Genomic DNA, 24996 nt, shown 5'->3' with positions numbered 1-24996 from the left:
TTAGAAGTGTCCGGGGTTATTAGACCATTTCAATCATGTAAATACAGGGGTCGAAACATATGCCCGAATGCACCCAGACCATGGCATTGACCCTGCTCAACCTGTTCGTATGCTCCTAATGGCGCCCTCATTTTCCCAAGCACTTATAAATCGATGTAAATGGCTGGACGTCAATATTTCTCTCTTCACATACTCTTGCTTAGAGCTTGAAGGTTCGAAACAACTTGTTCCGGTCTTCTCTGAGCAGTCCATCCCGTCTGTGCTCGAAGCACCGATCGTTCACAAGCAAGATGATCGCCTCGACTACATAACAGATCAGGAAGCCCGTGCACGCGCCACATCTGCTATTAAAGAAATCAAAGATATGTGGCAAGGCAGAACTTCTGTTGATCCGTTGAAATATGCGATCTCCATTAAGGTCGACGGCAGGGTTGTTGCTTATCTACACCCCAGACGAAAAAACTTCCTGATCTCGACCTATAACGCAGACGAAAAATGGACTCCTTATCCAATTCAGAGCGATGACGATCTGGCAACCGTTCAGCGTTTGATCAGGGATCATGTTGAGCGACGGTCACAGAATGGCTAACCTTTCGGTCAACCAGACAGAGCTCGTAGGTCCGATTAGCGCAGCGTAATCGGACGCATGTTGGCCAAATCTTTGCGAAGTGTGCACTCTCGCAGATTGCCCAAACGCTGTTTGGAATATCCCTCGTTCCTCCGAATACGCTTCGCTATTCGGAGCTACTCCACTAATCCCAAAAGAATCTTCAAAGCCATTCAAGCCAGCGACGCTGTTTCTCCCGTATGCCACGCCGAGCACCGGAGCTTTTGAACGGATTTCCTACAGCCATGCCGATATAACGGCTTGCTATTACAACGTCGCCCTAACGCCCCCGATTTCCGCTTGTCCGGCAACTGCTCCGCCTTATAATGACCGGCCAGTTCAACGGGAGTTTTTATGCCGAAATTTTTACGCCTCTTTTTATGCTGCCTGCTTCTGGCGGCCACCGCCTGTTCCAAGGTCTATTACAGCGGCCTGGAAAAAATCGGCATTCCGAAGCGGGATGTGATGGTGCATCGGGTGGAAAAGGCCCGCGATACCCAGGAAGAAACCAAACAACAGTTCAAATCGGCGCTGGAGCAATTCACCTTCGTCACCAACTTCAAAGGCGGCGACTTGGAGGCGACCTATAACAAGTTGAACGGCGAATACGAAGCCAGCGTCAGCAAAGCGGCTGAAGTCAATAAGCGGATAGCGGATATCGAAGACGTATCCGCGGCGTTGTTCAGTGAATGGGAAACCGAGTTAAGCCAGTACAGCAATCCGAAACTGCGCCGCGACAGCCAGCAAAAGCTGACGGCCACCAAAGCCCATTACAAGCAATTGATTACGGCGATGCGGAAAGCGGAGACCAAAATCGAACCGGTGTTGAGCGTGTTCAGAGACCAGGTGCTCTACCTCAAACATAACCTGAACGCCCAAGCCATCGCGTCGTTGAAAGGCCAGTTGGACTCGGTTAAATCCGACGTCTCGGCGCTGGTGGTGGAAATGGAAAAGTCGATTAACGAAGCGGACGCCTTCATTAAGACCATGGAAAAACAGTGATTAAGTCCGGCCGGCCCGTTCTGTGACGAAAGCCGGGAACGGGCCGCCCGACATCAAACCAGATGGTGGGAGAAGGACAATACGTAGTAGCCGTAGTAGACGGCGATGAAAAACAGCAACGCATTCAACAACCGCTCTATCCTGCTGCAACTGTCGTGGGTTTCTTTCTTGGTTTTCCGGGCTTTCAAGCGCCCTGCCAATACTCTGTGCGACATTCCGACTCCTGGGCTATTCCGCCACGCTAAAACCGATTCGCCTAGTTCCGTATCTTAGGCATCGACGCTGACCCTCCATGGCGCTGACTGCCCGCGCTTGTACCCTTTGGTTAGCTTGGCGGGCATGACGACAAACTGCCAACGTAGCAAAAGAACTAACGGCTCATCCCGTTACCCAGCCACGCACCCGCCGCCGCACCGATACCCGCGCCCAACGGGTCGCCTTTGCTCATCTCATAACCCGCCATGCTGCCCAACGCACCGCCGACCAAACCCTGGGTGGAGCGCTGGTCGTAACTGTTGTAGCGTGGAGCCGGTTGCGGCGCCGGCACATATTGGACGACGCGTTCCGGATAGTAGGCGCGTTCCACTTCGACATAGTGGTCGTGATGATGGTGTTTATGATGCCCATGCTTACGCCCGTGGCCGTGGCCATCCGCAAATGCGGCCGAACAAGTCAATAATCCCGCGAATGCAACAGTTACCGCTCTTAACATAAAACGCTCCATATAAAATTCCATTGCCAAGGATTCTAATGCGCGTAATTGAAGTCCCGATTAGGAACAGATTAAGAATTGATGAAAATCGAACAGCCGTTACAGCGGCCCTTAACGACCGTGGCTCCCGCGTTGGCGGGAGCCCTGTTTCCCTGCCGGGACGACGCCGAGCTTGACTTAACGGCGCAAACCGTTATTTGCCGGCCAGCTCCGCCAAATCCAGCACCTGCCATTGAATGGCCAGACGGGTCATTTCGATGTCGCTGCCGACCCCGAGTTTACGTTTGATTAAATAATGACAATTGCAGACCGTTTTCGGACTGATATGCAAAATCGCCGCGATGGCATCGACGCTATGGCCGGCCACCAGCAAACGCAAAATTTCGAACTCGCGTACCGTCAAACTGCGCAAGGCCGGGCTGCCGTCGCCCAACTTTGCCAAAGCCATGGCCTGGGCGATATCGGCGCTCAACACGTGGCGTCCGGCAGCTACCTCGCGCACCGCGCGTAGCAACTCCTCCGGCTGGCTACTTTTACTGACATACCCCAGGGCCCCGGCCCGCAAGGCCTGCTCGGCAAAAAGCGGATTTTGGTGCATGCTGAATACCAGAACTTTGGCATCCGGCTGCAGCTGGCGCAAGCGGGCAACCAACTCCAAGCCGCTGCTGCCGGGCAAGGAAATATCGGTAATCACCAAATCCGCCGGCTGCTGCCGGTATTTCCGGTAAGCCTCGGCGGCATCCGCGGCTTCGGCAATGACTTGCAAATCGGGCTGTTTCGTCAACAAAGCCCGGTAGCCGGCACGGACCACGGCGTGGTCGTCGACCAACAGGATGGCGATCATTGCGCTTCCGGCTCCGGGGCCAGCGGCAGGCTCACCGCAACCCGCAGACCGTGCCGTTCGGCAATTGCCAGACTGAGTTCGCCATTCAAAGCCGCAACCCGCTCGCGCATGCCAAGCAAACCCAGGCCGCCGCCAGCAAGCGGCAACTCCCGCGCCACGCCGTCGTCCTCGACCTGCAGCAAGGCTCGGCCTTCATCGATTTGCAACGCCAGCCTCACGTTTGCCGCGACGGCATGTTTGGCGATATTGGTCTGGCATTCCTGGGCAATTCTGAATAAAGCCAACGCCTGCTGGTCCGTTAAGTGGCGGCAGTCGCCGACCACGTGCAAGCGGTAAGCGGTCTTGCCGGCTGCGAGCCGATTCCAGTCCGCGACCGCGCTGTGCAAGCTGGCCGCCAGGCCCAACTGCTCCAGCTCGGCCGGCCGCAGCCGTTGCAATAAGCCGCGCAAGCGCTGCAACATACCGCCGGCAATTTCATTGATTTGTTCGGCCTCGGCCGCCAAATCCGGCGCCAGTTCGGTAGCGCCGAATCTCACCGAGCTGGCCACAGCGTTGATACCGGCCAGACATTGGCCGAATTCGTCGTGCAGTTCGCGGGCCAAATAGCGGCGCTCGTCTTCCTGGAGCTGGATCAGTTTCGCTGCCAGTTGGCGCCGCTGTTGCAGCAACTGTTGCTGGGATTCGGCTAAGGCATTGACCGCGATGCCGATCCGCCGCCATTCGTCGAGTCCGAATCCGGGCAAGCGGTGCGCCAAATCGCCGGCCGCCAAAGTAGTCAAGCCGCGGACGATGGTTTGCGCCGGCCGCAACGCTCGACGCACGCTCCAATACACCAAAGCGCAAACCGCGGCCAGGGTCACCGCCGACAAAGTCGCCAGATCGCGTACGTTCTGCCAGGCGGCGGCGATTTCGGTTTCCGCGCTGGCGGCGAAGGTCAGCACGCCGAATTGCCCACCCTGACGGCGGATGCTGCGCGATACCGGCAGGCCGGGCTGAAACAGGCTACGGTAAGCGGTCTCGAAACCCGACGGCCAATTCCGCGCCGTCGGCTTGCCGCCGTAACACAGGCTACGCGGGGTTCCGCCGGTTTCCGGCTGGTAGGCCAGACAAGTACCGGCCTGGCCGCCGGCCTGTTTCCACAACTCGAAATCCGGAAAGCTGCCGCCGCGCCCCAGGCCGGCATCGATCAACAGCAATTGCGCTTCCAACTGCCGCGCTACGCCATCCGCCACTTCCGCCGCGTTCCGCTCCGCCAACTGGTGGCTCTGGTACAAAGCGTACCCCAACACCGCCAGCAAGCTCAGTAGGCCGGCCAGCACAATTCGAATCAACAAATGCCAATGTAATGCCATATTCCGCCGGTCCGGACACCAAAAAGTCGCTTCATTCTAAAAGCCGCACCGCCGCCGGCAAAGCCCGCCGCATACGCCGGGCAATTTGCCCGTATCCGCCGGGCAAATTTCGGCTTACAGACCAATGCGCTGTCGCTAAGCTGTGGCCGCAGTTATCCCAGCTATTTCGGCAACCCCATTGGAGAGCACTATGACCGCGTACCTATTCGACGACCGCCGTATCCGCTGGCAAACCCTGGCCGGCTTCGAACATTTGACCTATTCGATTCTGGACTTGGACGAAGCCCGCGGCAGCGTCGATGTTTTGTTCAAATTTGCCGCTAACCGCCAGATCGTGCTGCACCGCCACAAAGTATTGAACAAGACCTTTGTCGTCCAGGGCGAACACCGCTTGTACCACCCCGACGGTTCGTTGAAGGAAATTCGCGCCACCGGCAGTTACACGGTCAGCCCGGCCAAGGAAGAACCGCATCGCGAAGGCGGTGGCGAAATCGATGTCATCGTGCTGTTTCAAATAGTCGGCGACGGCGGCGTGTTCTACGAAATTCTCGACGACGCCGGCCAAATCGTGGCCAGCTTGGGGATGACAGAGTTCGCGGAACTGTACCGCGCCCAATGCGCCGCAGCGGCCTGAGCGGAGGTGCGCCATGTTGAGACCGCTCTGTTGCGCCGCATGGATGTTGTTAAGCCCCTGCAGCCATAGCGCGCAACGGCTGGCGATCTTGGACTTCGAAGCCAACGACCTGACCTCGCTGCCGAACACGCCGGCAGAAGTGGCTCGCACCGGCAGCATCCGTCCCTTGCTGGAACAGGCTTTAAGCCAGGGTGGCGACATCGAAATCGTCAGGATTGCGCCGCAACGGCAAGCCGCGGCCAATGCCGGCTTCGGTTACCTGTTCCGTTACGCCGACCAGGCGGCAAAACTGGGCCGCGCGGCCGGCGCCGACTGGGTGCTGGTCGGGCAGCACAGCAAGCCCAGCTTTTTGTTTTCGTATTTAATCGGCGATTTGGTCAAGGTCAACACCGAAACGGCGGCCTATCAATTCGATATCGAGTTGAAAGGCAATCACCGCAAAGTCACCGAACGCGGCGTCGCCGCCCTGGCCGACAAAATCAAACAGGCACTCGCCAAGCATTAATGGTCCGGCCTTGTGAAGTTTTAATGTCCGTTCGCCTTGAGCCTGTCGAAAGGCTGTTGTGCTTCGACAAGCTCAGCACGAGCGGTTAAATCATTTAAAACCGGTCATTAGTTGCCTTTGCCGCCGCCATTCTGAATAATCGCCGGCCTGACGTTATTTTTAGGCAAGCACTATGTACGAACTTTATCTGGACAGCGCCGATATTTCCGAAATCCGGGCGCTAGCGGCGATTCTGCCTTTGGCCGGCATTACCACTAACCCCAGCATCATGGCGACCGGCGGCTTGGGTTTGACTGCGCTGCTGCCGGCAGTTAGCGATATTTTAGGTCCGGCCTGCCGGCTGCATGTGCAGGTGTTGAGCAATACCACCGACCAAATCGTCGCCGAAGCCGAACGCCTGCATGCGCTGCCCTACGACATCGTGGTCAAAATTCCGGCCCACGCCGCCGGTTTGGCCGCGATCAAACGCATGAAACAACTGGACATTCCGGTGCTGGCGACGGCGATTTACAACGCGCAGCAGGGCATCTTGGCGGCGATGAACGGCGCCGATTATCTGGCCCCCTATCTGAACCGGATCGACAACCTGGGCTGCGACGGCCTCGGCGTGGTTGCCGATTTGCAGCAGTTCGTCGAGCGTTACCGACTGCCGGCAAAACTGTTGGTGGCCAGCTTCAAGAACGTGCGCCAGGTTTTGGAGGTGTTAAAGCTGGGCGTGCATTCGGCCACGTTACCGCCGGATATTGCCCGGCAGATGTTGCAGGTGCCGGCCACCGATGCCGCCGTCGCCAAATTCGAGCAGGATTGGCAAGCGGCCTTCGCCGAAAAACGGTCTTTCGAAACTTGAAACCAAAGTCGGTTAATCGGCGTTATCAATTTCGAAAAACACCCATTTCACCCGCGGTTGGCTGGCTTTGATGTTCTTCTCCAACGAGTTGCTCAGCGACACGGCCTGCGAAACGGTCAAATCCGGCAACAATTCGACCTTGATCGCCAGCATCACGTCGTTACCATGACTGACAGCCCAAACGTTGAACACCTGAACCACGACCGGTTGCTGTTTTAGAAAATCCACCACCGCATCGCGAATCTCCCGGTCGGTTTCGCCCAGCAGCAAGGCGTGTACCTCGCGGCCCACCGCCAGCGCCACCAGAATCAGCAAGCCGCCGATCAGCATGGAGCCGATCGCGTCGTAAATCGCGTCGCCGGTCAGCAACGTCAAACCCAGCATGCCGGCGGCGAGGATCAGGCCGAGCAAGGCGGCGAGGTCTTCGCCTATCACCACCATCAACTCGCTGGAATGGGTCTCGCGAAACCAACGCCACAAACTGCGCTCGCCCCGTTCGCCGCGCATCGCCCCCAACGCGCCTTTCAATGAAAGTGCCTCCATCACCACGGCAGCCGCCAGGATGCCGATTGCGATCTCCGCGTTTTCCACCGCATGGTTGTGGTGCAGACGCTCTATACCCTCGTAAATCGAAAACAGGCCGCCCACCGAGAACAAGGTAATCGCCACCATCATCGACCAGATATAGGACTCGCGGCCGTAGCCCATCGGATGGCGCGCGGTCGGTTCCTTCACCGCCCGCTTCATGCCGATGAACAGCAACACTTGGTTACCGCAATCGGCAAACGAATGCACCGCCTCGGCCACCAGCGAACCGGACCCGGTCCAAACCGCGGCCGCGGTCTTGGTCAGCGCAATCGCCAAATTGGCGGTGAAGGCATAAAGAATAGCTTTGCTTGAGTGGTTGTCGGACATGGCTGCTCGGTAAAATAAATTCGCCAAGCCTGATTATAGACAATTCATTTGCTATGGCCGGTCCGGCGCATACTAAATCGCTAAGGCAACCCCTCGATCACGCAGCCATGCCTTACGCCGGCCATAATCCGGCATTATTTTATCCACTTCGTTCCAGAAGGCCTCGGAATGATCGCGCTGGTGTAAATGGCATAGCTCGTGTACCACGATGTAATCGACAATGGTCAGCTAGGACAAATCAAAACCCAAGAGGCAGTGAAACTAAGCGTGATCGACTATCTCAATAAAGGAACCTCTGATTAATTCGTTATGCCAAATTTCAGCATCAATTAAATCAATAGGTTGGCCATCGATTTTTCTTGAAAAACTGCATTAATCAGAGGTTCCTAAACGCTAATCACATTGAATGCTAGGCCATCAAATCCCGTGCGAATTGGAGCGGGAATTTTCGAAAGACGCTGTCTAAACAGGTGTCCGGTTTTTGTTGACCATTACAATTCGGTGTTACTGTAAAAGTTACTGCATTTCTTTGCACATCGTTGGACAATAAAAAACCCGCAAACCTGGAAGATTCGCGGGTTTTTGTACTTCTATGCACCTCAGTGCATTCTCATCTGGTACCGACGGCCGGACTTGAACCGGCACGACTTGCGTCACCACCCCCTCAAGATGGCGTGTCTACCAATTTCACCACGTCGGCATTAACACTTATTGCGCGGCCGGTTTTTCGACTTCTTTGATGGCCGGCGCTTCGGGGATTTTGGCGTCGACTACGCCCGGCACTGCAGCCGGAACCTCGGCAGCGCTCTGCGGTAACGGCAGTTCCGACTTAGCGGATTCTGCCGCTGCCGGAGCCGATTCCAGAACGATGTCGGTCTTTTTGCCTTGATAACCGCCCATCACCGCCAGACCCAAGCTGGTTATGAAAAACAGGGTCGCGAAAATTGCAGTGGTTCTGGACAGGAACGATGCGGAACCCTGGGCGCCGAACACCGAACCGGATGCGCCGCCGCCGAAAGTTGCTCCGGCATCCGCGCCTTTTCCTTGTTGCATCAGCACCAAACCAATGATGCCTATGCCCAGGAAGATATGAATAATTATTATAATTTGGTACAACATAAAGACCTTAATCGGATGGAACTAAACCGAATGGCAAATTTGCAGGAAGCCTTGGGCATCGAGAGATGCACCGCCCACCAAACCGCCATCAATGTCCGGCTGCGCAAACAAACCTTTGGCATTATCAGGTTTGACGCTACCGCCGTATAAAATTTGTACTTTCTCGGCAATGGCAGCATTTCTGTCTGCGATGCGTTTGCGAATGTACTGGTGCACTTCTTGCGCTTGCTCGTCGGTAGCGACTTTGCCGGTACCGATCGCCCACACCGGTTCGTAAGCGATGACCGCTTTTTCGAACGCTTCGATGCCGGCTTCGGCAATCACTGCGTCCAATTGCTCGTCGACGACTTGGAAGGTTTTGTCTTGCTCGCGCTCTTCCAGGGTTTCACCCACGCACAATACCGGCACCACGCCTTTGCTCAAAGCTTGAGCGAAACGTTTGGCGACGGATGCGTTGGTGTCGCCGTAGTAGCTGCGGCGCTCGGAATGGCCGACCAGAGCGTATTTGCAGCCGACATCGGCCAGCATCGCCGCGGATACTTCACCGGTATAGGCGCCAGCCGCTTGGTCCGCCACATTTTGCGCACCCAAGGCGATTGGCGAGGACGCCAATATCGTGCGGATATCTGACAGGTAGACGAATGGAACGCACACGGCAACTTCTTGCTCGACGTTACCAAGGCCGTCGGCCAAGGCTTGCGCCAGCTTTTGCCCCTCTTCCCGAGAGCCGTTCATTTTCCAATTCCCCATAATCAAAGATCGACGCATTGCACCCTCCAAGCTAAATAAGACCGCATATGATATCGGGATAAGCCCGCTTATTCAAGCCGCAATGGCCTTCTTCACGTCTGCCGCCAACTGGTTGGCGTAACGGGTGACATCGTCTTCGTCGACACCTTCCACCATCACCCGGACTAATGGTTCGGTGCCGGACGAACGCAACAACACCCGGCCTTTGTCGCCGAGTTTTTTCTCGACGGCTTCGACGGCTTTCTTGATGCTGTCGATTTCCTCGATTTTGACTTTTTTCTCGGTTCTGACGTTGACCAGCACTTGCGGGTATTTCTTCATACCGGATTTGAGGTCGTGCAGGCTTTTGCCGGTACGCTGCATTTCCGCCAGCACCTGCAATGCCGCGACGATGCCGTCGCCGGTGGTGGTTTTGTCCAGACAAATGATATGGCCGGAACCTTCACCGCCCAACATGCCTTTGTTCTCCGTCAGCATTTCCATTACATAGCGATCGCCAACCTTGGCTCGCAGCAGTTGCAGGTTCAATGCGTTCAAGGCGTGTTCCATACCCAGATTGGACATCAGCGTACCGACTACCGGCCCAAGCAATTTGCCTTCGTCGAGGCGCGATTTGGCAATGATGTAGATCAGTTCGTCGCCGTCGACGATCTCGCCCTTATGGTCGATCATGATGACGCGGTCGCCGTCGCCGTCCAGCGCGATGCCCAAGTCGGCGCGGTACTCGAGCACCTTGGCAGCCAGATACTCCGGTTTGGTAGCGCCGCATTCGTCGTTGATATTCAAGCCGTCCGGCTCGGCGCCTATCGTCACCACCTCAGCCCCGACCTCGCTGAACACGTGCGGCGCGATATGGTAAGTGGCGCCGTTGGCGCAATCGATAACGATGCGCATGCCTTTGAAGTCCAGATGCGGCGGTACCGTAGCCTTGCAAAATTCGATGTAGCGTCCGGCCGCGTCGCTGATGCGCTTGACCTTACCCAATTTCGCCGACTCAACGGTTGTGATCGGCGCGTCCAGATATTGCTCGATTTGGTGCTCGACTTCGTCCGGCAATTTGGCGCCGTCGACCGAGAAGAACTTGATGCCGTTGTCGTAGTAAGGATTATGCGAAGCGCTGATTACGATGCCGGCTCTGGCCCGCAGCGTCCTGGTCAAATAGGCAATACCCGGCGTCGGCATCGGCCCCAACATCCGGGTATCGACGCCGGCCGCCGACAAACCGGCTTCGAGCGCCGATTCGAACATATAGCCGGAAATCCGGGTGTCTTTGCCTACCAAGACGAAGCCGCTGCCTTCCCGCGCAAAGACCCTGCCGGTGGCCCAGCCCAGTTTCAACATGAAGTCGGCGGTTATCGGGTACTCGCCGACCTTACCCCGAATACCGTCGGTACCGAAATATTTTTTTGCCATTCTCGAATCTACCTTATTTAAACCAAAAAAAAGAGAGGCCGGAGCCTCTCTTGTTATTCCATGCGGCGCTATCAGCCCTGTTCGGCTGCACCGCCAATCGATTCATCGCCGCTTTTTTGATCCCAATGGTCGTTTTTCCGCTCATCGCTTGGCGACGGCGTATCGTCCCAGCCTTTGGGCTCGCGAACCGGTTTTCTCGACATCAAGTCGTCGATTTGGTATTTGTCGATGGTTTCGTACTTCATTAACGCCTCTGCCATCGCGTGCAGGATGTCCATGTTTTCTTTCAGAATGGTTTCGGCGCGCTCGTAGTTGCGATCGATGATCGAACGAATCTCTTCGTCGATGGTATGCGAAGTTTCCTCGGCAACCGATTTGTGCTGAGTCACGGACCGGCCCAAAAAGATTTCGCCCTCTTCTTCGCTATAAGCCAACGGCCCCAGGCGCTGCGACAAACCCCATTTGGTCACCATGTTGCGGGCCAGTTCGGTGGCACGCTCGATATCGTTGGACGCACCGGTAGACACTTCTTCCCAACCGAAGATCAGTTCTTCCGCGATACGGCCGCCGTACAGACTGGAAATCATGCTGTCCAACTTACGCTTGCTGGCACTATACTGGTCGCGTTCCGGCAGGAACATCGTCACACCCAAAGCCCGGCCGCGGGGCATGATGCTGACTTTATAGACAGGATCGTGGTCCGGCACCAAGCGGCCGACGATGGCATGACCGGCTTCGTGGTAGGCGGTCATTTTCTTCTCTTTCTCGTCCATCACCATCGAGCGCCGTTCCGCGCCCATGATCAATTTGTCCTTGGCTTTTTCCAAATCGACCATGCTGACCAAGCGCTTGTTGAAGCGGGCAGCAAACAATGCGGCTTCGTTAACCAGATTGGCCAAGTCGGCACCGGAAAAGCCGGGCGTGCCTTGGGCGATGTATTTGACTTTGACGTCGTCCGCCATCGGCACTTTTTTCAAATGCACGTTCAGAATCTGCTCGCGGCCACGGACGTCGGGCAAGCCGACCACCACTTGACGGTCGAAACGACCGGGACGCAACAAGGCTTTATCCAATACATCGGAGCGGTTGGTCGCTGCGATGACGATAATGCCTTCGTGGCCTTCGAAACCGTCCATTTCGACCAGCAACTGGTTCAAAGTTTGTTCGCGCTCGTCGTTGCCGCCGCCGAGACCGGCACCGCGGGAACGACCAACCGCGTCGATCTCGTCGATGAAGATAATGCATGGCGCGTGCTTCTTGGCTTGTTCGAACATATCGCGCACCCTGGATGCACCGACACCGACGAACATTTCGACGAAGTCCGAACCGGAAATGGTGAAGAACGGCACCTTCGCTTCGCCGGCAATTGCCCGCGCCAACAAGGTTTTACCGGTACCCGGAGGTCCGACCATCAGCGCACCGCGGGGGACTTTACCGCCCAAGCGCTGGTATTTGGCCGGGTCTTTCAAGAAGTCGACCATTTCCTGGACTTCTTCCTTGGCCTCATCGCAACCGGCGACGTCGGCAAAAGTGACCTTGTTCTGATCCTGGTCCAGCATCCGGGCCTTGCTTTTACCGAAACCCATCGCACCGCCGCGGCCGCCGACGCCACCGCCCTGCATCTGCCGCATGAAGAACACCCAAACCGCTATCAGCAACAGAATCGGGCCGAACGACACGAATATCTGCATCAGCATCGACGGTTCTTCGGGCGGCTGCACGGTGATTTCGACCCCGTTCGCCAACAAATCGTCGATCAAATGCGGGTCGTTCGGCATATAAGTCTTAAACTTATCCCCGGTGTGCATGCGGCCTTTGACCGTATTATCGGAGATCGCGACTTGCTGAACCTGACCGGCTTTAACCGCGTCGATCAGTTGCGAATACGACAAATTGGCGTCGCTACGAACCGCCCGCGACCCGAAATTGTTGAATACGGCCATCAATACCACCGCGATGACCACCCACAAAACCAAATTTTTAATCATATCGCTCAAGTTACGCGCTCCAGCCAGGAATGGCCAACATATTTAAAAACCGAGTAATTGTATCAGGAGTACTCGCACCCTACCGGCTGGGACCGCCTGTAATCGAGGCATTTCGCCGGTTCATTTAAAACCTTTCGCCAGAATGTAGACTTCGTTGCTCCGCGCTCGCGAAGCCTTGGGTTTTCTGATTGCGACGCTGCTGAATTGCTGCCGCACCTGATTATAGTACTCGTCGAAACCGCCGCCCTGGAACATTTTTATTAAAAACGTCCCACCCTTGACTAAAATCCGCTGGGCGGCGTCCAATGCCAATTCCCCGAGATAGATAGAGCGCGGCTGATCCATTTCCCGGCTACCACTCATATTGGGGGCCATATCCGACAATAACAAGTGCACCGGCTCACCATCAAGCACTTTGTACAATTTTTCCAGGACTTCGTCTTCCCGAAAGTCGCCTTGGATGAATTCGACACCCTCGATCGGTTCGATCGGCAACAAATCCAGCGCAATCACTTTACTTTTCTTGCCGACGATCTTGCTGGCGTATTCCGACCAACCTCCGGGCGCCGCACCCAGGTCAACTATATTAATACCAGGTTTGATGATTTTGTCTTTTTCCTGAATTTCGATCAGCTTGAATACCGCCCGCGAGCGATAGCCCAGGGCCTGGGCTTTCTTGACATATTCGTCCTGGAAATGTTCCTGCATCCACTGCTGGCTACTTTTGCTGCGTGCCATATTTTCTATTCGTGTAAAATCGCTCGGTTTTAGAAGTCAAGGAAACTGCGTGAATCCCATCCAAAAGAAAAAACTCAAAGCCCAGGCACATGCCTTGAACCCGGTGGTGATCATCGGTCAGGCCGGCCTGACCGAAGCGGTGCTGAAAGAAATCAATGTCGCGCTGGATGCGCACGAACTGATCAAAATTAAAATTCGCGCCGACCGGGACGAACGCGCAGTGATCTCGGAACAAATTTGCGCTGAAACCCAAGCCGAGCTGATTCAGTCTATCGGCCAAATTGCTGTGGTTTACCGGCAGAACCCGAAAAAATAGCCTATTGGGGAGGCAGCGCCTCCCCGCTCGAACCGGCTAGATATATTTGACCGAAATAATCTCGTACTCGACATCGCCGCCCGGCGCCTTCACCGTCACGACATCTTCAACTTCCTTACCGATCAAGGCCCGCGCGATCGGCGATCCGACCGAAATCCTGCCTTCCTTGATATTGGCTTCGTCCTCGCCGACGATTTGGTAAGTCACAACCTTACCCGAATCCAGATCCTCGATTTCCACCGTCGCGCCGAATACGACCTTGCCGTTGGCATCGGTTTTGGTCACGTCAATGATATTGGCATTGGACAACTTGCCTTCGATTTCGGCAATCCGCCCTTCCGCAAAACTTTGTTGTTCGCGCGCCGCATGGTACTCGGCATTTTCTTTCAAATCGCCGTGCTCGCGGGCCTCGGCGATGGCCTGGATAATCCGCGGCCGAATCACGGTTTTCAATTCCTCCAGCTCGGCGCGCAGCTTATTGGCGCCAGCCACCGTCAGCGGAAATTTTTGCATTTACTGCTCCCCTTTTTGCTTCATCCGTTAAAACTGTTATGCAAATCTTGCAGACAATTGACGTCGCCGGCATCGAGTTCACCCAGCGCGTAACAAGCCGCTCTGGCGCCGGCCATCGTCGTGTAATAAGTCACCTTGCGCTGCAGCGCTTCCCGCCGCATCGTGAACGAATCCGCTACCGCTTTCGCGCCGTCGGTCGTGTTGATGACCATCTGAATTTCGCCGTTCTTGATCATATCCACGGTATGCGGCCGCCCCTGGTTGACCTTGAACACGTCTTTACAAGCGATCCCGGCCTCGCGCAACACGCGGGCGGTGCCTGGAGTCGCGACGATTTCGTAATTTTTGGCGATCAGCATATTCGCCAATTCCGGCAATTTGGGTTTATCGGCATCACGAATACTGATCAACACTTTGCCGCTATGACTCAAATCCACGCCGCAAGCGCGTTGCGACTTGGCGAAGGCTTCGCCGAAGGTTTTGCCGACGCCCATTACCTCGCCGGTGGACTTCATCTCCGGCCCCAACAACGGGTCGACGCCGGGGAACTTGATGAACGGGAACACTGCTTCCTTGACCGAGAAATACTCGGGGATGCGTTCTTCGGTCACGCCCTGCTCTTTCAACGATTTGCCGACCATGCAGCGCGCGGCGATTTTCGCCAGCGGATAACCGGTGGCTTTGGAGACGAACGGTGCAGTCCGCGACGCGCGTGGATTAACCTCCAACACGTATACGGTCTCGCCTTGAATCGCAAACTGGGTGTTCATCAACCCGCGCACACCCAAGGCTTCGGCCATTTTCGCCACCTGCGCCCGCAACTGATCTTGCAAATGGGCCGGCAAATCGTAAGGCGGAATCGAGCAGGCCGAGTCGCCGGAATGCACGCCGGCCTGTTCGATGTGTTCCATCAAACCGCCGATCAGCACCGTTTCGCCGTCGTAAATCGCGTCGACGTCCATTTCCACCGCGTCGTCCAGGAAACGGTCGAGCAATACCGGCGAGTCGTTGGAGACGCTGACGGCTTCTTTCATATACCGACGCAGACCGTCTTCGTTGAACACGATTTCCATCGCCCGCCCGCCCAGCACGTAGGACGGCCGCACCACCAGCGGATAGCCGATTTCCTTGGCAGAATTGACGGCCTGCTCCACCGAACGCGCGGTCGCGTTGGGCGGCTGCAACAGATTCAAGCGCTCCAGCAATTTTTGGAAGCGTTCGCGGTCTTCGGCCAAATCGATAGAGTCCGGCGAGGTGCCGATGATCGGCGCTCCGGCAGCTTCCAGTGCACGCGCCAGTTTCAGCGGGGTTTGGCCGCCGTACTGCACGATAACGCCCTTGGGCTTCTCCAGATCGATAATTTCCAGCACGTCTTCCAAGGTCAACGGCTCGAAATACAAGCGGTCGGAGGTGTCGAAGTCGGTCGACACGGTTTCCGGGTTGCAGTTGACCATAATGGTCTCATAGCCATCCTCGCGCAGCGCCAAGGCCGCATGGACGCAGCAATAGTCGAATTCGATACCTTGGCCGATCCGGTTCGGACCGCCGCCCAAGATCACGATTTTTTCCCGGTCCGACGGCTTGGCTTCGCATTCCTGCTCGTAGGTGGAATACAGGTAAGCCGTGTCGGAGGCGAATTCGGCCGCACAAGAGTCAATGCGCTTGAACACCGGCCGAATGCCTTTCTTGTGGCGGACGTTGCGCACTTCCGACTCTTTGGTTTCCAGCAATTTCGCCAGACGCTTGTCCGAGAAACCTTTGCGTTTCAGCCGCAGCAATTCGCCGGGCTCCAAGGTTGCCAGGGTTTTGGTGGACAGCGCCTTTTCGGTGGAGATCAAATCTTCAACCTGAGCCAGGAACCAGGGTTCGATTTTGCAGGCCTGGTGGATTTCTGCGAAACTCAAACCGCTACGGAATGCGTCGGCCAGGTACCACAAACGTTGCGGACCGGGGTAACGCAATTCGCGCAGGATAATGTCCTGGGCGTTCGAATCGGTCAAATCCGCCACTTCGTCCAGACCATCGACCCCGACTTCCAAGCCGCGCAAGGCTTTTTGCAGAGATTCCTGGAAGGTACGGCCGATTGCCATCACTTCGCCGACCGACTTCATTTGGGTGGTCAGCCGGTCGTTGGCTTGCGGGAATTTCTCGAACGCGAACCGCGGCACCTTCGTCACCACGTAATCGATGCTCGGCTCGAACGAAGCCGGCGTCGCGCCGCCGGTGATTTCGTTGCGCAGCTCGTCCAGCGTAAAACCGACCGCCAGTTTCGCCGCGACTTTGGCAATCGGGAAACCGGTGGCTTTGGAAGCCAGGGCCGAGGAACGGCTGACCCGCGGATTCATTTCAATCACGATCAAGCGGCCGTTATCCGGATTGACTGCAAACTGCACGTTGGAGCCGCCGGTATCGACGCCGATTTCGCGCAACACCGCCAGCGAGGCATTGCGCATGATTTGGTATTCCTTGTCGGTCAAGGTTTGCGCCGGGGCGACGGTGATCGAGTCGCCGGTGTGCACGCCCATCGGATCGAAGTTTTCGATGGAGCAGACGATGATGCAGTTGTCGTTACGGTCGCGCACCACCTCCATTTCGAATTCCTTCCAACCCAGAATCGATTCCTCGATCAACAGTTCGTTGGTCGGCGACAAATCCAGCCCGCGCTCGCAAATCTCGATGAATTCCTCGCGGTTATAGGCAATACCGCCGCCGCTGCCGCCCATCGTGAACGAGGGCCGGATGATGGTCGGATAACCGACCTCTTCCTGCGCGGCAAAGGCTTCTTCCATGCTGTGGGCGACTTTGGATTTGGCCACTTCCAGGCCGATCTTGCGCATGGCCTGATTGAATAGGTCGCGGTCCTCGGCTTTGTTGATGGCTTCCTTGGTGGCACCGATCATTTCCACGCCGTATTTGGCCAGCACGCCGTGCTTATCCAAGGCCAGCGCGCAGTTCAGTGCGGTCTGGCCGCCCATGGTCGGCAAAATCGCGTCCGGGCGTTCTTTTTCGATGATTTTTTCGACGGTCTGCCAGTCGATCGGCTCGATGTAAATCGCATCGGCCATGTCCGGGTCGGTCATGATCGTCGCCGGATTGGAGTTGACCAGAATCACCCGGTAGCCTTCTTCGCGCAAGGCTTTGCAGGCCTGGGTGCCGGAATAGTCGAACTCGCAGGCCTGGCCGATGACGATCGGTCCGGCGCCCAGTAATAAAATCGATTTTATGTCGGTTCTTTTTGGCATATCACTCTATAAAAAACTGGGCTTAACGGGACTGGTCCATCAGCGTAATGAAATCGTCGAACAACGATTCCACATCGTGCGGCCCCGGACTGGCTTCCGGGTGGCCTTGAAAACTGAAGGCCGGTACGTCGGTGCGGGCGATGCCCTGCAAGCTGCCGTCGAACAGCGACACGTGGGTGGCTTTCAGATTGGCCGGCAAACTGTCGGGGCTGACCGCAAACCCGTGGTTTTGGCTGCTGATCATGACCCGGCCGCTAGCCAAGTCCTGGACCGGGTGGTTGGCGCCATGGTGGCCGAATTTCATTTTCTCGGTTTTCGCACCGCTGGCCAGCGCCAACAATTGATGGCCCAGGCAAATCCCGAACACCGGTACTTTTTTCTCCAAAACAACCTTGATCGCCTCGATCGCGTAATCGCAAGGCTCCGGATCGCCGGGGCCGTTGGACAGAAACACCCCGTCCGGATTCAGAGCCAATACGTCGGCCGCCGGCGTTTTCGCCGGCACTACCGTGACCCGGCAGCCTCGGTTCGCCAATAGCCGCAGGATATTGCGTTTGACGCCGAAGTCGTAGGCGACGACATGTTTGACCAAGTCCGGTGCGGTTTCATGACCGGCGCCCAATCGCCAGACATTTTCGGTCCACTCGTAGGCCTGGCCGGTGGTGACTTCCTTGGCCAAATCCATACCCTGCAAACCTGGGAAATCGGCGATTGCCCGGACGGCCGCTGCGATATCGACGGTTTCGCCGGCCATGACGCAGCCGCGTTGGGCGCCTTTATCGCGCAGCAAGCGGGTCAGCTGGCGGGTATCGATATCGGCGATCGCCACCACATTGTGCTGTTGCAGATATTCGGGCAGGGTTTGTTGCTGGCGCCAGCTGCTGGCGAGCAACGGCAAGTCGCGAATCACCAAACCGCTGGCGAATACTTTTGCCGACTCGTCGTCCTCGGCATTGGTGCCGACGTTGCCGATATGCGGGTAGGTCAGAGTCACGATTTGTCTGGCGTAGGAAGGATCGCTCAGGATTTCCTGGTAACCGGTCAGCGCCGTATTAAATACCACTTCCCCGACGGAACAGCCATCGGCGCCGATCGAAACGCCGTGAAACGCAGTCCCATCCTCTAATACCAGTAATGCGGGTTTATTCAAGATTGGCCACCTTAGATGTAGAAAACGGGATAAGCCTTGCGGCCGATCCCGTTCCGGAGAGATAAAAACAGCGAGATTTTACGAAATTATGCTTGTTTGGTCATTAACAATTTTCCGTTTTGGTGCACACCGGCCACACCGAGCCAAGAATCCTGGTCAACCGACGCCAACCGGCCTTCAATCCACCGACTCCCCGACCAGCATGCCTTGCCTGGGATCATGGGCAATTAACAGTGTGATTCAATGTTCGGCTTTGTCCAGCTCGGCTTGTAACTTCTGCTGTTGCTCCGGGGTCAGCAGTTTATAGATCTGATTCTCGAGTTTGGCCTTATCCAACACGGCTTGCTTGTGCAATTCCAACGACTTTTCGACCAGGCTCAGGCTTTTCTCGTCGCTATAGTCGGCGGAAAAACTCAGTTTCCGTAACTCCTCGTGCATCGCCCGCCCCTGGCCCATCTTCTCCTTTCCCTGGCTAAACCGGTTCTGCAACAGGTTTTTGATCTCCGCCCGTTGCGCATCGCTCAGATTCAGCGGCCGCAGAAAGTGCGGCAGATGCTCGCCTGCAACAAACTCGCCATGATGAGCCGAATCGAAACCGCCCTCGCAACGAGGTTCGCCGTGGCGAGGGCCGGCGACGACGGCAAGCGGCAACAGACTTACAACAATTAAGAACTTCTTCATAACAACTCCGTGACTTGGATTGATCGGATAAACGGCAACGCCGAGCAGCTATATGCCGGAATCCAGTATTGCAAACAGGGAGTTAACTGCGGTTAGCGCAAAGTAAAATCAAGTAAAAGCGGTTGGCGCGATTGCGCCGGCAACCGCTATCATGCGGCATCGAATTTTGGTGGAGTCAAAGCAGATGAGCAACGTGTTGATTATCGACGACGATGAGGAACTGGCGGGGCTGTTCAGCGAATATTTGCAGCGGGAAGGCTTCGCAGTCGACATCGCCATGACCGGCCATTCCGGCCTGCAACAGGCCCTGTCCGGCAAACACCGATTGGTCATCTTGGACATCATGCTGCCGGACATCAAAGGCACCGAAATCCTGACCCGAATCAGACTGGAGAGCCGGGTGCCGGTCCTGATGTTCACCGCCAAAGGCGACGATGTGGACCGGATCATCGGCCTGGAATCCGGCGCCGACGATTATGTGCCGAAGCCTTGCACACCGCGCGAGCTGGTCGCCCGAATCCGGGCGATTTTGCGCCGAACCCAGGCTGCGGCCGACCTCCGGCAACATGGGCCGATTTTGGTCGGACCGCTGCAAATCTGGAGCGAAAAACGCAAGGCGATCTGGTTCGACCAAACCCTGGAATTGACCAGCACCGAATTCAATCTACTCGAAGCGCTGGCTTGCCAGGCCGGCCAGGTGGTCAGCAAACAAGCCTTGTCGGAAAAAGCCTTGGGCCGGCCGCTGGCCCGCTTCGACCGCAGCATAGACGTGCACATGAGTAGTATTCGCCAGAAACTGGGCAATCAGGCCGACGGCCGCTCCTACATCCAGACCGTGCGCGGCCAAGGCTACCAACTGGTTAAGGATTGAGATGGGCCGCTTGTTCTGGAAGTTCTTTTTCGCATTCTGGCTGGCCTGGCTGACGGCGGGCATCGGCGTCGGCACGATATTCTGGCTGCGGGAATCGCAACAACAAGCGGAACGCACCAATCAACCCAATGGGATCAACGTCAGGCATATCGCTTCGATGGTCAGTGTTGCCGCCAATTTGTTACCGCGCAGCGGCGTCGCCGGTTTGCGCGATTTTATCCATGCTTTGCGCCAGGAACGGTTTCCGCCGATTTACGCGGTAGACGACCAGGACCGGGAATTGTTGGGCCGCGAAGTCTCGGCCGAGATTTTGCAACAGGCGCGGACGCTTTACGCAGACGGCCAATATCCGGACGCGATCCGCATGGTCTCAGCCGACGACGGCCACCGTTATCTGTTATTCGTACCGTCGCCGGAAAACGGTTTCGCCGACAATTTCAGAATGGCCCTGCCGCCCAATCCGCCGGACCTGCTGGGCTTGGCTGGCCCCGGCCAACGCCCGCCGCCCGACCGCGACAATCGCCGCCCGCCGCCGCGCACGCCGCCGTCGCCCATTGCACCGATACTGGCCGGCAGCGTCGCCAGCCTGGTTTTTAGCGCGCTGCTGGCATGGTACTTCGCCAGACCGATCCGCAATCTGCGCAATGCCTTTCATGCCGTGGCCCAAGGCCGGCTGGATACCCGTATCGGCCTGGGCATGGGCCGGCGCCGCGACGAATTAAGCGATTTGGGACGGGATTTTGACCACATGGCCCAGCAAATCGGCAATTTGGTCGGCGCCCAGCAACATTTGCTGCACGACGTGTCGCACGAATTGCGCTCGCCGTTGGCGCGGATTCAAGCTGCAATCGGCCTGGCCCAGCAACAGCCGGAAAAATTACCGGCAACCTTGGAGCGCATCGAACGGGAGTCTCAGCGCATCAGCGACTTGGTGGGCGAACTGCTGATGTTGTCCAGGTTGGAAGCGGGGATCAATAAGCAAACGTTCGAACTGCTCAATATTGCCGACTTGTTGGCCGATATCGTCGAGGACGTCGGCTTCGAAGCGCAACAGAACGGAATTTCACTGGATTATTCCGGGATCGGCGACGTGCGCGGCTATTGCCTGCCCGAATTGCTGCACCGAGCCGTCGAAAACGTCCTGCGCAACGCGGTCCAGCACTGCCGGCGCGACGGTCGCGTGGCGTTAGCCGCCGATTTCGACCGTCATAATACGCGCTTAAGAATCCGGGTAGACGATACCGGTCCAGGGGTTCCCGATCGAGATTTAACGGCGATATTTCAGCCGTTTTTTCGCAGCGGCACACCGGCGAAAGCCCAAAGCACCGGCTTGGGCCTGACCATCGCCCAACGCGCGATCGAAGCGCACGGCGGCCGGATCGGCGCCGAAAACCGCGAAGCCGGCGGCTTGCGCGTCACGATCGATATCCCGTTCCCCAGTCGGCAAACCAGTTGAGGATTTTATGGATAGAGACAAACTTAGACTCCGGCCTTGGCTGGCCGCAGGTGTGGTCATGTCGGTGTTGGCATTCGGCGCCGACGCCGGCCCGCACCACCACGTCCATGGTTTCGGCCGCCACTATCATCCCGGCTTCGGTTTTTACTTGGGAGTCCCAGTGTTTCCGCGGCCTTATTATCCGGCTTATCCCTACTACCCGGCATATCCTTACTATCCGCGGGAAATCATAACGGTTCCGGCCCAACCGCCGGTTTACATCGAACGCGAACGACCGGCTACGCCCAACGCACCCTTGCCGGAAGGCTATTGGTATTACTGCGACAATCCGGCCGGCTATTACCCTTACATCAACCAATGCCCCGGCGGCTGGCGCCAAGTCGCGCCAACGCCGCCGAATTGAGTGGAGACGCGTCATGAAACGTAACGGCGTTATCGGCTTGGTCGGCGTTGTTTTGCTGAGCGGCGGCTGCGCCCACCTGCCATCCGGGCCGAGCGTGATGGCCTTGCCCGGCAGCGGCATGACGTTCGAGCAATTCCGCCAAGACGATTATCTGTGCCAACAGTACGCTGGCGGACAAGTCGGCGCCACACCGAATCAAGCCAGCGCGGATAGCCAGATTGGCAGCGCCGCCGTCGGTACAGCGGTCGGTGCGGCTGCCGGCGCGGCTTTGGGCGGTGGCGGCGGTGCTGCCATCGGCGCCGGTACCGGATTAATGGCGGGCACCATCGCCGGCAGCGGCGAAGCCCGCCGCGCCGGTTATGCCACCCAACAAAACTACGACAATGCCTACGTTCAGTGCATGTACGGCAAAGGCCACAAGGTTCCGGTATCGGCAGAATTTTCTGATCAATCCCCTGCGCAAAGGGTTACTCCGGCGAGAATTCCGCCGCCACCGCCAGGTTCTCCGCCGCCACCTCCCTACCGCTGATCCGCCGGCAAACAAATGGCTGGAACAAATCGCCGCTACAACGATCCTAAATAAGCGGCCAAAGCCTTGATATCGTCGTCGCTCAACGATTGCGCCATCGCATTCATTTGCGAAGCCTTGCGCGCACCTTTCTTGAAATCGGCCAGTTGCTTGGCCAGATATTGCGGCTGCTGGCCGGCGAGTTTGGGCACCATTCCGGTTCCCTGCGCATTATTGCCGTGGCAACCCAGACACATGCCGGCTTTTTCCTTACCCTGAGCGATCAAGATGGCATCAAGCCCGCCACCCGCCGATTTGCCCGACAAGCTGGCGTAGTAAGCCGCCAGATTCTGCATGTCGGCTTCCGATAAACCGGCCGCAATCGGTTTCATCACCTCGTTTTCGCGTTGGCCGGACTTGAATTTGTTCAACTGGCTTTCGATGTAGATTGCACCTTGCCCGGCCAAACTCGGCCACAGCGGACTGCTACTGACGCCGGCGCTGCCGTGGCAGCCCTGGCAAACCGCCGCCTTGGCTTTGCCGGCATTGATATCCGCCGCATTCGCTCCGGCGGCAAACAACCCCAGCATGACGAATAATTTGATGTTGTAGTAGTTATTGTTCATCCCGATCACCCTTGGTTGGCTTGTTGTACAATCCGGTCAGCGCTTTCGCACCGGCGGGGGAAGACTCATCATAGTCAGGCCGTTTTGAGTAAGCAAACCTAAAATCCCGTAAATCCCATCCCTAAGGAATAGGCCATGTCCTGGTTGCTATCGCTTTTCAATCAAGATTCCGTACCCCACACGCTACTCATCATCAGTCTGGTAGTCGCCAGCGGCCTGGTGCTGGGCCGCTTGTCGCTGGCCGGCATCCAGCTCGGCATCGCCGGCGTGTTGTTCTCCGGCCTGATCTTCGGCCATTTTCATCTCAGCATTAATCCGGAAGTCATGCACTTCCTGCGCGAGTTCGGCTTGGTATTGTTCGTTTACGCCATCGGCTTGCAGGTCGGTCCCAGCTTCGTCAGCGCTTTCTTTCGTTACGGCCTGCGCTTGAACGGGCTGGCCGCCGCCGTGGTTTTGCTGGGAGCGTTGATAGCGGTACTGATCAGCATCGTCGGCGACATTCCGATGCCGGTCGCGGTGGGCCTGTTTTCCGGAGCGACGACCAACACGCCATCGCTGGCTGCGGCCCAACAAGTTTTGGACACTTTACCCAATATCGGCCCGGAGACCCTGAAAATGCCGGGCTTGGGTTACGCCGTGGCCTATCCGTTCGGCATTGCCGGAATCATTCTGGCGATGCTGTTGAACAAGCGTCTGTTCAAGATCGATATCGCCCACGAAGCCAAGCTGTTCGACGACAACCAGCAGCAACACGCGCACGTACCGATCTGGAAAGATTTGAAAGTCGAAAACCCCAATCTTAACGGCCTGATGCTGAGCCAGATTCCGTTCTTCGAGGGCATGAACGTGGTCATGACCCGAATTCTGCATAACGGCCAGGTCGACGTCGCCGGCCAGGACAGTCGGCTTACGGTCGGCGATACGATCAGGCTGGTCGGCGAGCGCGAACCGCTGGAACAATTGAAAATCCTGATCGGCCCGGAATCGGATATCGACCTGAAACAAATTGCCACCAATCTGCACAGCAAACGTTTGGTGGTCACCAACAAGGCGGCGATCAATGAAACCATCGGCAACCTCTGCCTGCTTTACGGCGTCACGATCTCGCGGATTCACCGGCCGGACGTCGAATTTTCGCCGACCAGCCACGTGCATGTGCAATTCGGTGACGAGTTGCACGTGGTCGGCAGCCAGGATGCACTGACCAGCATCGAAAAAGCGCTGGGCAATTCGCTGGAGGAACTGGACCATCCGCAAATCATGCCGATCTTTATCGGCATCTCGCTGGGCGTGTTGTTGGGCAGTTTTCCGCTATATCTGCCCGGCATCCCGTCCGCGGTCAAATTGGGCATGGCCGGCGGGCCTTTGCTGGTGGCGATCATGCTCAGCCGGATCGGCAATTGGGGCGCGATGACCTGGCATCTGCCGAAAAGCTCCAACATCATTTTGAAAGATATCGGCATCGTGCTGTTTTTGGCCTGCGTCGGGCTGCACTCCGGCGACCAATTCGTCGAAACCCTGGTCAAGGGCGACGGTTTTTACTGGATGGCCTGCGCCGCACTGATTACCTTGCTGCCGCTATTGGCCGTTGCTGCGGTTGGCCGCATCTTCTATAAATTGAATTTCCTGTCGCTGTGCGGTCTGTTGGCCGGCAGCATGACCGATCCGCCGGCGCTGGCCTTCGCCAACAATCTGAGTCCGTCGGCGGCGGTGTCGATGGCTTATGCGACGGTGTATCCGCTGGTGATGATTTTGCGCATCATAGCCGCACAATTGATTATTTTACTGGTCAACTAAGCCTGAT

Annotated in this window: 26 protein-coding genes and 1 tRNA gene; 11 read left to right on the top strand and 16 right to left on the bottom strand. The window is 56.9% G+C overall.

Annotation, left to right across the window (positions count from 1 at the left end):
• Positions 1 to 67: 67 nt before the first annotated feature.
• Together PL263_RS19350 and PL263_RS19345 are read left to right on the top strand one after the other, a co-directional pair.
• The gene (locus tag PL263_RS19350) at positions 68 to 589 is read left to right on the top strand and encodes a hypothetical protein (protein ID WP_278210914.1); all 522 of its coding nucleotides are present in this window, start codon (positions 68 to 70) and stop codon (positions 587 to 589) included.
• A gap of 372 nt (positions 590 to 961) precedes the next feature.
• Entirely contained in the window at positions 962 to 1609 is a 648-nt protein-coding gene (locus PL263_RS19345; protein ID WP_278210912.1) for a DUF2959 domain-containing protein, read from the top strand.
• 53 nt (positions 1610 to 1662) lie between these two features.
• Here PL263_RS19345 and PL263_RS19340 read toward each other — a convergent pair whose 3' ends face one another.
• From PL263_RS19340 to PL263_RS19325, 4 genes are all read right to left on the bottom strand, one after another.
• Complete coding sequence (locus tag PL263_RS19340) at positions 1663 to 1824, bottom strand: hypothetical protein (RefSeq protein ID WP_278210911.1); 162 nt, start codon at positions 1822 to 1824, stop codon at positions 1663 to 1665.
• Between the two features lie 155 nt (positions 1825 to 1979).
• Positions 1980 to 2321 carry a hypothetical protein gene (locus PL263_RS19335; protein WP_278210910.1) on the bottom strand — a complete coding sequence of 114 codons (342 nt, stop codon included), beginning with the start codon at positions 2319 to 2321 and terminating at the stop codon, positions 1980 to 1982.
• 193 nt (positions 2322 to 2514) lie between these two features.
• Positions 2515 to 3165 (bottom strand): response regulator transcription factor, encoded by a 651-nt coding sequence (locus tag PL263_RS19330; protein WP_278210909.1) that lies wholly within the window; start codon positions 3163 to 3165, stop codon positions 2515 to 2517.
• Positions 3162 to 4517, bottom strand: coding sequence for a histidine kinase (locus PL263_RS19325; RefSeq protein WP_278210907.1), 1356 nt, complete (start codon positions 4515 to 4517; stop codon positions 3162 to 3164). The genes PL263_RS19330 and PL263_RS19325 overlap by 4 nt, the downstream gene beginning before the upstream one ends.
• A 190-nt stretch (positions 4518 to 4707) precedes the next feature.
• On the opposite strand from PL263_RS19325, the gene PL263_RS19320 reads away from it, so the two are divergent.
• The 3 genes from PL263_RS19320 (at position 4708) to PL263_RS19310 (ending at position 6503) form a co-directional block, all read left to right on the top strand.
• Positions 4708 to 5151 carry a regulator gene (locus PL263_RS19320; RefSeq protein ID WP_278210906.1) on the top strand — a complete coding sequence of 148 codons (444 nt, stop codon included), beginning with the start codon at positions 4708 to 4710 and terminating at the stop codon, positions 5149 to 5151.
• A 13-nt stretch (positions 5152 to 5164) separates the two neighbouring features.
• Positions 5165 to 5656, top strand: a complete 492-nt coding sequence (locus tag PL263_RS19315; RefSeq protein ID WP_278210905.1) for a DUF2380 domain-containing protein — start codon at positions 5165 to 5167, stop codon at positions 5654 to 5656.
• A 172-nt stretch (positions 5657 to 5828) separates the two neighbouring features.
• On the top strand, positions 5829 to 6503 hold the full coding sequence (locus PL263_RS19310; protein WP_278210904.1) for a transaldolase family protein: 675 nt from the start codon (positions 5829 to 5831) through the stop codon (positions 6501 to 6503).
• 12 nt (positions 6504 to 6515) lie between these two features.
• Here the strand turns inward: PL263_RS19310 and PL263_RS19305 are convergent, their stop codons facing one another.
• The 7 genes from PL263_RS19305 to rlmE all read right to left on the bottom strand — a co-directional run bounded on the left by PL263_RS19305 (position 6516) and on the right by rlmE (position 13426).
• Entirely contained in the window at positions 6516 to 7418 is a 903-nt protein-coding gene (locus PL263_RS19305) for a cation diffusion facilitator family transporter (protein WP_278210903.1), read from the bottom strand.
• Positions 7419 to 8033: 615 nt separating this feature from the next.
• Positions 8034 to 8118 (bottom strand) — tRNA-Leu (locus PL263_RS19300).
• A gap of 8 nt (positions 8119 to 8126) precedes the next feature.
• Positions 8127 to 8537, bottom strand: a complete 411-nt coding sequence (gene secG, locus PL263_RS19295) for a preprotein translocase subunit SecG (RefSeq protein WP_278210902.1) — start codon at positions 8535 to 8537, stop codon at positions 8127 to 8129.
• Positions 8538 to 8558: 21 nt separating this feature from the next.
• Positions 8559 to 9305, bottom strand: coding sequence for a triose-phosphate isomerase (tpiA, locus tag PL263_RS19290; RefSeq protein ID WP_278210900.1), 747 nt, complete (start codon positions 9303 to 9305; stop codon positions 8559 to 8561).
• A gap of 54 nt (positions 9306 to 9359) precedes the next feature.
• A complete protein-coding gene (glmM, locus tag PL263_RS19285; RefSeq protein ID WP_140911791.1) occupies positions 9360 to 10700 on the bottom strand; it encodes a phosphoglucosamine mutase in 1341 nt (446 codons plus the stop codon).
• Positions 10701 to 10771: 71 nt separating this feature from the next.
• The gene (ftsH, locus tag PL263_RS19280; protein ID WP_186289524.1) at positions 10772 to 12688 is read right to left on the bottom strand and encodes an ATP-dependent zinc metalloprotease FtsH; all 1917 of its coding nucleotides are present in this window, start codon (positions 12686 to 12688) and stop codon (positions 10772 to 10774) included.
• A 120-nt stretch (positions 12689 to 12808) separates the two neighbouring features.
• A complete protein-coding gene (rlmE, locus tag PL263_RS19275; protein ID WP_140911789.1) occupies positions 12809 to 13426 on the bottom strand; it encodes a 23S rRNA (uridine(2552)-2'-O)-methyltransferase RlmE in 618 nt (205 codons plus the stop codon).
• Positions 13427 to 13475: 49 nt separating this feature from the next.
• Between rlmE and yhbY the strand changes: the two genes are divergently transcribed.
• Entirely contained in the window at positions 13476 to 13742 is a 267-nt protein-coding gene (gene yhbY, locus PL263_RS19270; RefSeq protein WP_140911788.1) for a ribosome assembly RNA-binding protein YhbY, read from the top strand.
• A gap of 36 nt (positions 13743 to 13778) precedes the next feature.
• Here the strand turns inward: yhbY and greA are convergent, their stop codons facing one another.
• The 4 genes from greA to PL263_RS19250 all read right to left on the bottom strand — a co-directional run bounded on the left by greA (position 13779) and on the right by PL263_RS19250 (position 19328).
• Positions 13779 to 14255, bottom strand: coding sequence for a transcription elongation factor GreA (gene greA, locus PL263_RS19265; protein WP_064020763.1), 477 nt, complete (start codon positions 14253 to 14255; stop codon positions 13779 to 13781).
• 20 nt (positions 14256 to 14275) lie between these two features.
• Complete coding sequence (carB, locus tag PL263_RS19260; protein WP_140911787.1) at positions 14276 to 17497, bottom strand: carbamoyl-phosphate synthase large subunit; 3222 nt, start codon at positions 17495 to 17497, stop codon at positions 14276 to 14278.
• Between the two features lie 22 nt (positions 17498 to 17519).
• On the bottom strand, positions 17520 to 18647 hold the full coding sequence (carA, locus tag PL263_RS19255; protein WP_278210896.1) for a glutamine-hydrolyzing carbamoyl-phosphate synthase small subunit: 1128 nt from the start codon (positions 18645 to 18647) through the stop codon (positions 17520 to 17522).
• A 240-nt stretch (positions 18648 to 18887) separates the two neighbouring features.
• Complete coding sequence (locus PL263_RS19250) at positions 18888 to 19328, bottom strand: Spy/CpxP family protein refolding chaperone (protein ID WP_278210895.1); 441 nt, start codon at positions 19326 to 19328, stop codon at positions 18888 to 18890.
• 184 nt (positions 19329 to 19512) lie between these two features.
• Here PL263_RS19250 and PL263_RS19245 point away from each other — a divergent pair, with 184 nt between their 5' ends.
• From PL263_RS19245 to PL263_RS19230, 4 genes are read left to right on the top strand one after another with little or no spacing between them, the layout of a single operon-like run.
• Positions 19513 to 20199 carry a response regulator transcription factor gene (locus tag PL263_RS19245; RefSeq protein WP_278210894.1) on the top strand — a complete coding sequence of 229 codons (687 nt, stop codon included), beginning with the start codon at positions 19513 to 19515 and terminating at the stop codon, positions 20197 to 20199.
• A 1-nt stretch (position 20200) separates the two neighbouring features.
• Complete coding sequence (locus PL263_RS19240) at positions 20201 to 21655, top strand: ATP-binding protein (RefSeq protein WP_278210893.1); 1455 nt, start codon at positions 20201 to 20203, stop codon at positions 21653 to 21655.
• 7 nt (positions 21656 to 21662) lie between these two features.
• Positions 21663 to 22058, top strand: a complete 396-nt coding sequence (locus PL263_RS19235) for a hypothetical protein (protein WP_278210892.1) — start codon at positions 21663 to 21665, stop codon at positions 22056 to 22058.
• Between the two features lie 13 nt (positions 22059 to 22071).
• A complete protein-coding gene (locus PL263_RS19230) occupies positions 22072 to 22587 on the top strand; it encodes a hypothetical protein (RefSeq protein WP_278210891.1) in 516 nt (171 codons plus the stop codon).
• Between the two features lie 35 nt (positions 22588 to 22622).
• Here the strand turns inward: PL263_RS19230 and PL263_RS19225 are convergent, their stop codons facing one another.
• On the bottom strand, positions 22623 to 23192 hold the full coding sequence (locus PL263_RS19225; protein ID WP_278210890.1) for a c-type cytochrome: 570 nt from the start codon (positions 23190 to 23192) through the stop codon (positions 22623 to 22625).
• Positions 23193 to 23327: 135 nt separating this feature from the next.
• On the opposite strand from PL263_RS19225, the gene PL263_RS19220 reads away from it, so the two are divergent.
• A complete protein-coding gene (locus PL263_RS19220) occupies positions 23328 to 24989 on the top strand; it encodes a putative transporter (protein ID WP_278210889.1) in 1662 nt (553 codons plus the stop codon).
• The last annotated feature ends 7 nt before the right edge of the window (positions 24990 to 24996 follow it).

Origin of the sequence: Methylomonas sp. EFPC3, assembly GCF_029643245.1 — a bacterium.
Lineage (GTDB): Bacteria > Pseudomonadota > Gammaproteobacteria > Methylococcales > Methylomonadaceae > Methylomonas > Methylomonas koyamae_B.
Note: the sequence above shows the minus strand (reverse complement) of the source record. Positions and strands in the feature narration are given on the sequence as shown.